11 protein-coding genes are annotated in these 13,496 nt (G+C 43.2%); all 11 read right to left on the bottom strand.

The window, feature by feature from the left end; all coding sequences use genetic code 11:
* Positions 1 to 16: 16 nt before the first annotated feature.
* Entirely contained in the window at positions 17 to 1,825 is a 1,809-nt protein-coding gene (gene glmS, locus I2E70_RS05720) for a glutamine--fructose-6-phosphate transaminase (isomerizing) (RefSeq protein WP_155169344.1), read from the bottom strand.
* A gap of 370 nt (positions 1,826 to 2,195) precedes the next feature.
* Complete coding sequence (locus tag I2E70_RS05715; protein ID WP_195423901.1) at positions 2,196 to 3,581, bottom strand: glycoside hydrolase family 1 protein; 1,386 nt, start codon at positions 3,579 to 3,581, stop codon at positions 2,196 to 2,198.
* A 279-nt stretch (positions 3,582 to 3,860) separates the two neighbouring features.
* The gene (locus I2E70_RS05710) at positions 3,861 to 4,556 is read right to left on the bottom strand and encodes a gamma-glutamyl-gamma-aminobutyrate hydrolase family protein (RefSeq protein WP_049507550.1); all 696 of its coding nucleotides are present in this window, start codon (positions 4,554 to 4,556) and stop codon (positions 3,861 to 3,863) included.
* A gap of 178 nt (positions 4,557 to 4,734) precedes the next feature.
* Complete coding sequence (locus I2E70_RS05705; RefSeq protein ID WP_195423897.1) at positions 4,735 to 6,255, bottom strand: ABC transporter permease/substrate-binding protein; 1,521 nt, start codon at positions 6,253 to 6,255, stop codon at positions 4,735 to 4,737.
* Positions 6,248 to 6,976: an ABC transporter ATP-binding protein gene (locus I2E70_RS05700; protein WP_195423892.1), complete on the bottom strand. Its 729-nt coding sequence runs from the start codon at positions 6,974 to 6,976 to the stop codon at positions 6,248 to 6,250. The genes I2E70_RS05705 and I2E70_RS05700 overlap by 8 nt, the downstream gene beginning before the upstream one ends.
* Positions 6,969 to 7,823 (bottom strand): SDR family oxidoreductase, encoded by an 855-nt coding sequence (locus I2E70_RS05695; protein ID WP_195423889.1) that lies wholly within the window; start codon positions 7,821 to 7,823, stop codon positions 6,969 to 6,971. Before I2E70_RS05695 ends, I2E70_RS05700 begins: the two co-directional genes overlap by 8 nt.
* Before the next feature lie 18 nt (positions 7,824 to 7,841).
* Positions 7,842 to 8,291 (bottom strand): MarR family winged helix-turn-helix transcriptional regulator, encoded by a 450-nt coding sequence (locus tag I2E70_RS05690; RefSeq protein ID WP_195423886.1) that lies wholly within the window; start codon positions 8,289 to 8,291, stop codon positions 7,842 to 7,844.
* A gap of 306 nt (positions 8,292 to 8,597) precedes the next feature.
* Positions 8,598 to 9,011: a YjdF family protein gene (locus I2E70_RS05685; protein ID WP_070674722.1), complete on the bottom strand. Its 414-nt coding sequence runs from the start codon at positions 9,009 to 9,011 to the stop codon at positions 8,598 to 8,600.
* A gap of 141 nt (positions 9,012 to 9,152) precedes the next feature.
* On the bottom strand, positions 9,153 to 10,385 hold the full coding sequence (locus I2E70_RS05680; RefSeq protein ID WP_173018886.1) for an acyl-CoA thioesterase/bile acid-CoA:amino acid N-acyltransferase family protein: 1,233 nt from the start codon (positions 10,383 to 10,385) through the stop codon (positions 9,153 to 9,155).
* 56 nt (positions 10,386 to 10,441) lie between these two features.
* On the bottom strand, positions 10,442 to 10,897 hold the full coding sequence (locus I2E70_RS05675) for a MarR family winged helix-turn-helix transcriptional regulator (protein WP_070674717.1): 456 nt from the start codon (positions 10,895 to 10,897) through the stop codon (positions 10,442 to 10,444).
* 96 nt (positions 10,898 to 10,993) lie between these two features.
* On the bottom strand, positions 10,994 to 13,495 hold the full coding sequence (leuS, locus tag I2E70_RS05670; protein WP_195423883.1) for a leucine--tRNA ligase: 2,502 nt from the start codon (positions 13,493 to 13,495) through the stop codon (positions 10,994 to 10,996).
* Between the last annotated feature and the right edge of the window lies 1 nt (position 13,496).

The raw sequence follows: 13,496 nt of genomic DNA, 5'->3' as shown, positions 1-13,496 counted from the left end.
TTCTATATAGATAATTTTATTCAACGGTTACAGACTTAGCAAGGTTTCGTGGTTTATCAACATCGAGCCCACGATGAAGGGTTGCAAAGTAGGCAATCAATTGGGTTGGCACCACCATTGAGATTGGAGAGAGGTAAGGGTGAACCGCTGTCAAGACCAAATCATCTGTCTCTTTAGCGACATTTTCTTCTGCAATGGTTAAAACATGGGCCCCACGTGCTGCCACTTCTTGGATGTTCCCACGTGTGTGGCTGGCTAGGACTGGATCTGACAAGAGGGCGATGACCGGTGTACCCTCTTCGATCAGAGCGATGGTACCGTGTTTCAACTCACCCGCAGCGAAGCCTTCACATTGGATGTAAGAAATTTCTTTTAATTTCAGACTGGCTTCCATGGCAACATAGTAATCTTGGCCACGTCCGATATAGAAAGCATTGCGGGTTGTTTCCAACAAGCCACGAACTTTTTCATCGATCACTTCTTTTTCTGAAAGGGTTGATTCGATCGATTGGGCAACGATAGACAATTCGTGCACCAAATCAAAGGCTTTGGCCTTCTCATTGCCATTAGCTTCCCCAACAGCTTTCGCCAGAAAGGCAAGGGCTGCGATTTGAGCCGTATAAGCCTTAGAAGAAGCTACCGCAATTTCAGGACCAGCATGGAGCAACATGGTCATGTCTGCTTCACGTGAAAGAGTTGAACCTGGAACATTGGTCACTGTCAAGCTTGGAATGCCCATTTCATTGGCTTTGACCAATACTTGGCGGCTATCGGCTGTTTCACCAGATTGGCTGATAAAGATGAAGAGTGGTTTCTTGCTGAGAAGTGGCATACCATACCCCCACTCAGATGAAATACCGAGTTCTACTGGGGTATCCGTCAACTCTTCCAACATTTTTTTAGACGCAAATCCAGCATGGTAAGAGGTACCAGCCGCAAGGATATAGATGCGGTCTGCTTCTTGAACAGCCTTGATAATAGCTGGGTCTACTACTACTTGACCAGATTCATCTGTATAGGCTTGGATCAACTTACGCATGACAGTTGGTTGCTCATCGATTTCCTTGAGCATGTAGTATGGGTAAGTCCCTTTTCCAATATCAGAAAGGTCAAGTTCAGCCGTGTAGCTAGCCCGTTCTTTGACGTTTCCATCATAGTCTTGCACTTCAACGCTATCAGCCTTGACAATGACCAACTCTTGGTCATGGATTTCCATGTATTGGTTGGTTTCACGAATCATGGCCATGGCATCAGAGCAGACCATATTGTAACCATCGCCAAGACCGATCAAGAGTGGTGATTTATTTTTTGCCACATAGATGGTGCTTGGATCTTCCGCATCCATCAAAGCAAAAGCATAGGCCCCACGGATGATGTGGAGGGCTTTTTTGAAGGCTTCGAGCGTAGACAAGCCATCTTCTTCAGCAAATTTTCCGATCAAGTGGGCGGCGATTTCTGTATCTGTTTGCCCCTTGAAATGGTGACCGGCTAGGTATTCTTCCTTGATTTCAAGGTAGTTTTCAATCACCCCATTGTGGACCAACACAAAGCGACCTGTTTCAGAGCGGTGTGGGTGAGCATTGTCCTCAGTTGGTTTTCCATGAGTGGCCCAACGGGTATGTCCAATCCCAGCTGTCCCTTCGACACCTTCCGCCTTAGTTGACAATTCTGCAATACGGCCAACTGCCTTTACCAATTGGCTCTTGCCTTCACTAGCCAGAAAAACACCCGCAGAGTCATAGCCTCGGTATTCGAGTTTTTCAAGTCCTTGAATCAAAATATCAGTAGCATTTGTATTTCCTACAACACCAACGATTCCGCACATAGTTTTTACGATATAGCCTTGCTATACTTTCCCCTTTACTTAGTCAAACGACCCATGGTCGATTTCTCAGTTACTTTAAAATTGGTCTAGTCTAATTTGACCAAAAAGCAACCATCGGAGTCAGTATACAATGCTTCTTCCAGTTTGTCAACTAGGAAATTCAAGAAAATTGGTCTAGTTAAGTTAGAGTTAAGATTAAAGACAAAGTCATTTGAGAAAATTTCCACTGTAAGAAAAATGCCTGAAACATAATGATTTCAGACATTCGGAATAATTGAGAGTCAAACCGTTTGGGGAACTGTTTGACTCCAAGCTTTAAAACGACAATGCAAGGCTCAATACGAATTGAACACAGGCTGCGGATTTTGATTTAGTCTTCAAATCCATTGGCTTGGCTTAGTTCTTTAAACCAATGGCCGGATTTTTTGAGGGTTCGTTTTTGACTTTCGAGGTCCAACTCAACTAAGCCATAGCGGTTCTTGTAGCCATTGAGCCATGACCAACAGTCAATAAAGGTCCAGATCAAATAACCTTTACAGTTAGCACCATCTTGAATAGCCCGGTGGAGCTCACGAAGATGGTCTTTGACAAAGTCAATCCGGTAGTCGTCTTGGATCACTCCATCCTTGCGGAATTTTTCCTCTCCTTCAACCCCCATCCCATTTTCTGTCAGGATCCACTCGATATTGCCATAATTTTCTTTGATATTTTGGGCAATGTCATACAAGCCTTGCTCATAGATTTCCCAACCTCGGTGGGGATTGATCTTGCGGCCTGGCATGACATAGGGTTCATAGAATTGTTCAAAGAGTAGAGGAGATGCTGGATTTGGGGCATAACGAGGAGCTGCCACACGGAGTGGCTGGTAATAGTTAACCCCTAGGTAATCCACCGTATTTTCCTCGATCAAGCGCAATTCAAAGGGATCATAATCCGGTAAGAGATCACGCTCCCGTAGGATCTCCACTAATTCTTCAGGATAATGACCAAGAACAGATGGATCTAAAAAAGATTTGGCTTGAAAGAGCTCGGCAATACGCGCAGCTTTCACATCTTCTGGATGCTGGCTCCGAGGATAGGCTGGTGTCAAATTGAGCACAATCCCGATACGGTAATTAGGATTCACCTCATGACAGGCCTTCACTGCTAGAGAGCTTGCTAACTGGGTGTGGTAGGCTACTTTTACAGCTGCTGCTGCGTCTACCTTATGAGGAAAATGGGCATCATAAAAATAACCAAATTCTACAGGGACAATAGGTTCATTAAAGGTGATCCACTGATCGACCAGATCTCCATAGGTCTTGAAACAAAAACGCGCATATTCCTGGTAAGCATAGGCGGTTTCTTTATTTTCCCAACCATCCCCTTGCTCTTGAAGAGCCATCGGTAAATCAAAATGATAGAGGTTGACCAAGAGGTGAATCCCTTTTTCTTTAATCTTTTCAAAGACACGGCGGTAGAACTCAACACCTGCTTGATTGATTTCCCCTCGTCCTTCTGGGAAAATACGTGACCACTGGATAGAGGTTCGAAAGGCAGTGTGGCCGGTTTCTAACAAGAGGTCCAGATCTTCTTCCCAGTGTTCATAAAAAGTCGATGTTTTCTCTGGTCCTTGCCCTTGATAAAAGCGGTTGGGCTCGATCCTATACCAGTAATCCCAGAGATTGTCTCCCTTTCCATCCTGGGCTAGACGCCCTTCTGTTTGAGGGCCCGAGGTCGAACTCCCCCATAAAAAATCCTTTGGAAATTGATACATGTCCTAATCCTCCTCATTCTACTAGCTCTATTGTAGCGCATCCTCCTCCAAAACCTAGGCACAATTTACAGTCTTTCTTACGCAGATTAAAGAAAAGAGAGTGGGACAGAAATCGGTCATTCGTTAGAATTCGATTTCGTCGTCCCACCTCCGCACAGTTGAGTAGGGCTGTAAAAGCTGATGAAATCAGCGTAGTAGAGCCCACTCAACCACTGCGTCTTGCTCGACAATCAAAAGATAATTGAGAGGCTAGGACTTTTGTCCCAGCCTCGGTCTTCGTTATAAGTCATTCACAACATATTCAAAGAGCTTGCGATCTGCTGGGCTCTTGTCAAAACGCAATTCCGGATGCCACTGAACGCCGAGGAAACGACTCTCATCTGTGGATTGAACGGCTTCTATGATGTCATCTTTAGGATCCCGCGCGATCACTTCTAAACCATCTGCCAAGTCTTTAATACTTTGATGATGGAAAGAATTGATGCGACTGGTCTTACCATAGATCTCTTGCAGGATCGTCTGATCCTTGGTCACCAACTCTTGGCTGGTGTACTGACCTGGATTGTCCTGCCAGTGGTGTTCAATGTCTTGATACAGAGTTCCCCCTAGAGCGACATTATAGAGCTGGGTCCCACGGCAGACGGTAAAGATCGCTTTTTTAGCCGCACGCGCTTCTTCAATCAAAGCCAACTCAAAGAGATCGCGTTTCAAGAGGTAGTCATCACTGTCGATGGTGATTTCTTCTCCGTAAAACTTGGGCAAGACATTTTGTCCACCGGTAATGATGAGCTTATCAATCATCGATATGTAGTCTTTGGCCAAGGCTGCATCTCCAATCGGCAAGATCAAGGGAATCCCTCCTGCTTCTTTGACCGCTTCGACAAAACCAGTCGCCGCATAACTCATGTTCGCGTCTGGATCATCCGGGAAGGGTCTTTCATTTCCTGTAATTCCAATCACTGGTCTTATTTTCATACTTGTTTCCATATACTTTCATTCGTTTTCAAGGCTTATTGTAACACAATTTTAAGCTAGACTCAATGGAGAGTTTTTGAAGAGAAGGTCTCTCCCTCTATAACAAAAGCTTGCTGAAAGGGGTTAAAATTGCTTTCTATCAAAAAATCCTCAAGTGCAAAGACTTGAGAATGGTTTGTTAATTTTTAATAAACCCTTCTTTTACCAAAAAGTCACGCGCCACTTGAGCAGCAGACTTGCCTTCTACTCCGACTTGGTAGTTCATCTGGCTCATTTGCTCTGCTGTGATTTTACCAGCTAACTGATTGAGAACAGCTTCCAATTCAGGGTGTTTCTTAAGAAGAGCTTCTTTCATGAGGGGTGCTCCTTGGTAAGGTGGGAAGAGTTGTTTGTCATCTTCAAGGACCACCAGGTCATAGCGAGCCAGCTCGGCATCTGTTGAGTAGGCATCTGTTATCTGGATATCGCCAGACTGGATAGCTTGGTAGCGAAGGGCTGGTTCCATGGTGGAGACTTGTAGATGAAGACCATAGACCTTCTGCAGGCCCTTGTTTCCGTCTTCTCGGTCGTTAAACTCCAAGGTAAAGCCTGCCTTGAGTTGCCCTTCCACCTTTTTCAAATCTGAAATGGTCTTAAGGCCATACTCCTGGGCAATCTTCCTAGGCACTGCGACAGCGTAGGTGTTTTGATAAGCCATGGGTTTGAGCAAGGCTAGGTCGTCTTGTTGCTTGATCCCATCTCGGGCAGCTTGATAGACCGTTTCTGGATCATGACTGACTTGTGGTGCTGGCTTGAGGAGACTTTCGGTCACCGTACCTGTAAACTCTGGATAGATAGTGATATCCCCTTTTTTCAGGGCTTCATAGAGGAAGGTGGTCTTGCCAAAATTCGGTTTGACGGTCACTGTCATATCTGTATTTTTCTCGATCAAGATCTTATACATATTGGCGAGAATTTCAGGTTCTGGTCCTAACTTTCCAGCGATGACCAGATTTTCTTTCTTCGGTTTTGGAAGAAGACTTGGTGTATAAGAAGCTCCTAATCCAATAACCATCACAGCAAAAGCCGCAAAGATGGTCCGCAATTTGGCCTTTTCCATCCATTTGAGAAGAAGGTTAAATGCGATAGCTAAGAAGGCAGAAGATAGGGCACCGATCAAAATCAGACTGGCATTATTGCGGTCAATCCCTAGGAGGATAAAGGAACCAAGTCCCCCTGCTCCAATCAAGGCAGCTAGGGTAGCTGTCCCAATAATCATCACGGCTGCCGTGCGAATCCCAGACATAATGACGGGCATGGCCAAGGGAATCTCGAACTTCTTGAGTCGCTCCCACTTGGTCATCCCAAAGGCGATTCCTGCTTCTTCAAGGCTTGGATCAATCCCTTGTAAACCGGTAATGGTATTTTGAAGGATGGGGAAAATGGCATAGATGACAAGAGCTGTTAAGGCCGGAAGCGTCCCAATTCCCATAATAGGAATGAAGAGGCCCAAAAGAGCCATGGAAGGAATGGTCTGGAAGATCCCAGCTATCTGTAAAACCCAGTTGCTTGTTCTTTTGTGGATACTCAAATAAATAGCTAATGGAACAGCCAGAAAAATCGCAAGAAGCAAGGTCAGTAATGACAGTTGCAAATGTTGCCCCAGTGCAGTGACCCAGTCGCCAAAGCGTTCTTGAAAGGTTGCAAGTAGTTTAGACATGGTGAGCACCTCCAAACAAATCTGCGACAAAGTCTGTCGCAGGCGCTTGTAAAATTGTTTCAGGGTCCGCCACCTGCACAATCTCTCCTTCCTGTAGCACCGCAATCCGGTCGCCTAATTTCAAAGCCTCGTCTGTGTCATGGGTCACAAAAATAGTGGTCATACCGAATTCTTTGTGCAATTCTTTGGTAAGAGTCTGCAACTGCTTACGGGAGATGGCATCCAAGGCCGAAAAAGGTTCGTCCATCAATAGAATCTTTGGTTCCCCAATGATAGCTCGCACAATGCCAATCCGTTGTTGCTCTCCACCAGATAACTCGCTTGGTAACCGATGAGCATAGTCTGCCGCAGGAAGCCCCACCTTGGTCAAGAGTTCTTCTGTTTTCGAAGCGATTTGCTCCTTGCTCCAGCCCTTCATCTCAGGAATCAGAGCTATATTTTCAGCAACGGTCAAGTTTGGAAATAGGGCAATGGCTTGAAGAACATAGCCAGTACTGAGACGTAACTCCCGTTCATCATAGTCCTTGATTCGTTTCCCATCCATATAGATATTGCCATCAGTCGGCTCCAAGAGACGATTGACCAGCTTGATCATGGTGGTTTTTCCAGATCCTGAAGGACCCACTAGCACCATAAATTCTCCATTTTCAATGCGGAGGTTGACATCTTTTAAAATGTTTTTATCCGTGTAGCGCAAGGCTACATGTTTGTATTCAATCATATTTTTCCTCAATAAGTTTTCTGTCTCTAAGAATATCCAATAAGCTACTTGCTGGATACCCTAGGACTTTTTCGACATCTGTTGAAACACCAGCTTGTTCTCCAGCTTTAATCGCTGTATAGGTACTGACCCAGGCATCATACTCCCAAGTTTGTGCTGGCCATTTTTTCCGTGACTCATAGGCTTCTTCTACTGATTCATCTACATACGCGATGGTTTTACCGCTCTCTTTTGAGAGAAGCGCTACGATTTCTTCCATGGAAAGATCCTCTGGCCCTGTCAAATTCAAGGTTTGATTTTCCCATTTCTTAGCATGTAAAAGAATCTCTGCTGCAACACTAGATGTGTCCTTACGGGCAACTGCTGAAACCTTCCCACTTCCTGCTGGACCACGAATCTCTCCATTTTCAAGCGCCATATCAATCAAGAAGTCCAAGTAAAAATTATCTCTCAAAAAAGTGTAGGTGAACCCCAACTCCTTGATATAGGCTTCCGTCTGGGCATGATCTCGAGACAATGTAAAAGTTGCCTTCTCATCTGCCCCATAAAAGGAGGTATAAACAATATGCTGCACCCCAGCAAGCTTTGCGGCATCTAAAAGACTCTTGTGTTCCTCAACACGCTCTGGATTTTCCCGAGCAGAGACCATCAACAAGATATCGACCCCCTTCAAGGCCTCAACCACCTCTGGTGTATTGGCATACACTATTTTACGAATTTCCGCTGACGCATTGATCTTTGCACGCTCTGGGCTTCGTGCTAGATGGACTGAAGCGATTCCCTTCTTATAGGCAAGATTAGCCACATAAGAACCTAATTTCCCTGTTACCCCTGTAATACCAATCATAACTGTTACTTCCTTTCCTTAGATGTCATTCTCTTTAGCTTTTAGATTTGAGATAATGCGCTCTTGATACTCCTCAAATTCTCGGATTTCTTGATCCGAAAATCCTTGATAGAAAATCTCACCCAGTTCCTTACTAACACGATCCCCAATTTCCTTTTGTGCCCAACCGAGGTCTGTCAAAGAAATATATTTTTTCCTTTTATCCTGCGTACAAGGTTGAATCGTAACCAAGCCTTGTTCTTCCAATTTCTTAACCATGCTGGTCAATGTATTATTGGCTAGACCCGTCGCAAGAGCGATATCGGTCGCAGTAGCGCACCCCAACTCTTGCTTCCACAAAATCGTTAAAATTTTCCCCTGTTTACTTCGGTATTGGGCATCTGGTTCCTTGCTCAAGAGTTTTTGAAAAAGTCGCCCGTTCAACAAGCGTATCTGTAAAGCTTGGTAGCCCCCTTGCATCTTGTCCATTTTGTCTCCTTTTTATTTCTATACCGAAATATCACAGTCATTGTATCACCGTTCGTTACATCTGTCAACTATTTCGATATCGAAATAAAAAATCTAAGAATATGTCCACAGAATCCTTGAGGAACTTCAAAATACCAGATTTTTTAATCCTTTTACACCATCTTCCTTGGAAGAAAAGCAACATTTATACTCCTTTTTGAACGACACTGAGTTTTACATCTCTTCACTATCATGCAGAATGAAATTTGTTAAAAAGCCTCGGTAGGGTTCTTCCTACCGAAGCTTTTTTGATGAAAGAGATAAGGGTTAATGTCCTTTATGCTTGTCTCTTCGTTTTTGCTGTTTGCGTTCAAATTTCTCTTGTTTGAGCAATTGCTTTTGGACACTAGATTGATGTTTTGAAATCTTTTTCCTTTCCTCATACTGCAACTGCAATAGTTCTTTCGACTTGGAAGAAACTTTTTGTTTTACTTGTTTCCTCACCATTCGCTGTAATCGTTTAGGATTCTTGATTTTTACATGTTGCTTAACTGTAGTTTCTGGACTAAAAGATAATTGAGTAAACTGAGTCTGTAAAATCTCTAGAATTTCATCATCTTTTGGCTCCTTACCAAATGTCACACGACAAACTTGATAAGTTTCTCGATACACTTGTTCGAACAAACCATGCCAAAATCCATCTTCAAAATAAACTGTCAATCCAATTGAAATTGTTTCCACGACAGCACCTCCTTAAATCTATCCCTAAGAATGGACAACCAAGGAGGAAGGTTACTGATAGGCTTGCCTACGTCTGGACTACCAACCAGAACTGTGTTTTTATCTTAGTTGGAACTATTATAGCATATTTATAATCTATTTTTATTTCTTCTTCAAATGCCTATCAAAAAAATGAATCGTAGCTAGCCAAGAATCCTTACTCTCTCTCATCAATAAACGCCAATCTTTTCGATAACGGTGATTTGGTTGATAAGCCACTGTCAACATGTGACCTGTTTCATGATATTTTTTAAATGTAATGTGGCGTCCTTTATAATCTGAGACAATATCATCAATTGCTGACGAGGCATCCCATATTTCATCAACAGTACTTCCGAGCAATAAGATTGGTGAATGCATTTGACCGATATCTATCTTAGCAGAACGATCTTTAGGGAAGCTTTTTCTAAAAAGTTTGCTGAACAGATAATCTCCAAGTCGAAACTTTTGATAGGGAAGTTCTTTTTTCAAATTTGTCCAAGAAGAAGTGTGAGAGTTCCATTTCCCTTTTATCCCTTCATATACCACATCAGAGGGTGAATTTAGTACCAAACATTGAACGTCATTAAAAAGGCTCTCCTCAGCTAAAACTAATTCTGCTCCCTTAGACCGTCCATAGATTCCAATTCTTTCACTATCTACTTGAGGATGCTGACGTAGATAATCCTTTGCTTCCACAAGGCACTCTAAAGGAATACGTTCCAAATATTTTGGCAACCCCTCTAAACCAAAGTAGGCAACTGCTAGGCAAATATAACCTCTAGAAGATAGAAGCTGAGCTATATTCTGTGCCTTTTCAATCCTTCCTTCACTGCCGCTCACAATAATCAATGCTGGTGTTTTTATTGCCTTTTGATCATAAAAAAGTCTCCCTTGAAAATGTTCCCCGTAAATATCTTGATGACTAATTTGCGAACTCATGTAATGTCTTGTGAAAGTTCTCTCTGCAATGACAGTATTTCCTTGCATAATTTTGATATCCACAAAAAAATGATCTAATATGGGAATTTCAGAAAGAGAGTTTGGAAGTTTCTTTCTCTGATTGGTCAAGGGCTTGGCATTAAAAAATAGTCCCATTGTTGAAATGCCTTCATAAGAGCCAGAACAAGATGGAGTTTGTGAAATATCAATAATACCATTCTTATCTGATACAAAAGTCCCTGTTGATCTCCATAAAACATCATGAGTTAAAAGCATGGGAGCATTGATACAATAATAATCAGATAGAAACATTTCGACTCGATATGTTTCTCTTGGTTTTAAGCCATCGATGACAATATTAAAAGATGCGTCTGCTAAATCATACTCTGAGATCAGTTCAATTTGTATATTCATATCTTCCTCTTTTTGTTAATACAATTAACAATATAGTCATAAAATTACCGTGATTTTTACCACGGTAATTCTTGCCAAACCTGTTCAACATCATCCATCAATTTCATAATCATTTGAAGATCCTCCTCATTATAGTTTTTTAAAACTGAAAAAATGGCTGTCTCAATATGTTCTTGCTGCTCTTTATGAATGTTAAAAACTTCAACCCCTTTTTTGGATAATATCAGATATTTATTTTTTTCATTATCCGGTGCAAATTCAAAAGCAACGAGGTCTTTCTTGGTTAAACGTCTAACACTCTGAGTAATGGCACTCCTAGACACTTCAAGTAACTCAGATAATTTCACTAGATTCACAGGCTGATTGCGGCCTATCAGGTCGATCAAATGGACTTCATTAATAGTGATTGATTTATCAATACTGTTCCTATGCTGAGCTTTTTTCAACTGTTCAAAAGCTAAAGCAAAGCTGTTAAAACGATTATTAAACTTATGCAGTTCTTTCTTATTCATGGTTTCCTTCTTTTTGTTAACCATATTAACAAAATACCAATTTCTTGTCAAGAAGAGTCAAAAATCCTCCAGAGCTGAACTCTGAAGGATTCATTTTTATTTCACAACAATATTTACAAGCTTGTTCGGTACCGCAATTACTTTCACGATTTCTTTGCCATCAATCTCTGCCTTGACTTTGTCGTCAGCTAGAGCGACTTCTTGCAATTCTTCACGAGAAAGGTCTTTAGCGACCATGAGTTTAGCACGGACTTTTCCTTTGATTTGGACAACGATCTCGATTTCGTCTTCAACCAATTTGCTTTCGTCCCATGTTGGCCAAGCTACATAAGAGATAGACTCACCTGTTTCTACCACAGTTTGCCAGAGTTCTTCTGCCAAGTGAGGGGCAAATGGGGCGATCAATTGGATAAAGCCTTTAGCATAGTCCACATAGAGTTTGTCTTCCTTGTTAGCCGCGTTGACAAAGACCATGAGCTGGGCAATGGCTGTGTTGAATTTCATAGACTCAATTTGCTCTGTGACAGCTTTAACGGTTTCGTTATAAACCTTGTCTAGAGCACCATTGTTTTCCGCAACGATTTCTTTACTTGTGATCAAACGATACACACGGTCGAGGAACTTACGACTTCCTTCCAGACCTTCTTCTGACCAAGCGATTGAAGCATCGAGTGGTCCCATAAACATTTCATAAACACGAAGGGTATCAGCACCGTATTGTTCCACCACATCGTCTGGGTTCACCACGTTCTTGAGGGATTTCGACATCTTAGCTGGTGCTTGCTCCAACTCTTCTCCTGTTTCCACATGGCAGAAGGAACCGTCACGTTTTTCAACCTTGTCAGTTGCCACAAGCGCGCCACGGTGGTCACGATAGCTTGTTCCCAAGATCATTCCTTGGTTAAAGAGTTTTTGGAATGGCTCCTTAGTTGGAACGACACCTAAATCATAGAGGAACTTGTGCCAGAAACGAGCGTAAAGCAAGTGAAGCACGGCATGTTCTGCACCACCTACGTAGATATCGACTGGCAACCATTGTTTGAGGAGGTCCTCATCAGCCAATTTCTCAGTGTTGTGTGGGTCGATATAGCGAAGGTAGTACCAGCTTGAACCCGCCCATTGTGGCATGGTATTGGTTTCACGACGACCTTTCACTCCATCCTCACGAGTCACTTCCAGCCAGTCTGTCAAGTTAGCCAATGGGCTTTCACCTGTACCTGAAGGGCGGATGTCCTTGGTGACTGGCAAGACAAGTGGCAATTCACTTTCTGGAACAGCTGTTGAAGTTCCATCTTCCCAATGAATGATTGGGATTGGTTCACCCCAGTAACGTTGACGGCTAAAGAGCCAGTCGCGGAGACGGTAGGTCACCTTTTCTTGACCAAAGCCTTTTTCTTCTAGCCAAGCCACGATTTTAGCAATCGCTTCTTCTTTGTTGAGACCGTTCAAGAAGTCAGAGTTGACGTGAAGGCCATCTTCTGTGTAAGCAGCCTCTTCAACATTCCCACCTTCAAGTACTTCTACGATTGGAAGTCCAAACTGTTTAGCAAATTCCCAGTCACGCTCATCGTGGGCAGGTACGGCCATAACAGCACCTGTACCGTAGCTAGCAAGAACATAGTCGGCAATCCAGATTGGAATTTCTTTACCATTGACAGGGTTGATAGCATAAGCACCCGTCCAAACCCCTGTTTTTTCCTTGGCAAGGTCTGTACGAGCCAAGTCTGATTTAAGGCTAGCTTGGTGTTTGTAGTCCGCTACAGCTTCAGCTTGTTCAGGTGTCGTGATGGCATCTACTAGTTCATGTTCAGGAGCCAAAACAGTGAAGGTCGCACCGAAAAGAGTATCTGGACGAGTCGTAAAGACGGTAAATTCCTTGTCTGTCCCTTTTACTTTGAAAGTGACATTGGCACCAGTTGATTTCCCAATCCAGTTGCGTTGCATGTCCTTGATAGACTCTGGCCAGTCAAGATCATCCAAGTCAGCCAGCAAACGTTCCGCATAGGCAGTGATTTTAAGCATCCATTGGCGCATTGGTTTGCGGACAACTGGATAGCCCCCACGCTCAGAGGTTCCATCAGGAAGAACTTCTTCGTTGGCGATAGCTGTTCCTAGTTCCTCAACCCAGTTTACTGGCACTTCCGCTTCATAGGCTAAACCTTTTTCGTAAAGCTTGGTGAAGATCCATTGCGTCCACTTGTAGTAGTTCGGATCTGTCGTATTGACTTCACGGTCCCAGTCATAAGAGAAGCCAAGCGCATTGATTTGGCGTTTGAAGTTGGCGATGTTTTCCGCTGTGAATTCCGCTGGGTCATTCCCTGTATCCATAGCGTATTGCTCTGCAGGCAAACCAAAAGCATCCCATCCCATTGGGTGAAGGACATTGTAACCTTGGGCACGTTTGAAACGGCTAAGGATATCAGTCGCTGTGTAGCCTTCTGGGTGTCCTACGTGAAGACCCGCTCCAGATGGGTAAGGGAACATGTCCAAAGCATAAAACTTAGGTTTTGAAGCATCCGTTCCTGTCTTAAAAGTGTGATGGTCAGCCCAGTATTTTTGCCACTTAGGCTCGATTTCTTTATGATTGTAAAAACTCATA

The organism is Streptococcus parasanguinis (assembly GCF_015556095.1).
GTDB classification, from domain to species: Bacteria; Bacillota; Bacilli; order Lactobacillales; family Streptococcaceae; genus Streptococcus; species Streptococcus parasanguinis_Q.
This window is presented reverse-complemented; position numbering and strand designations above follow the sequence as displayed.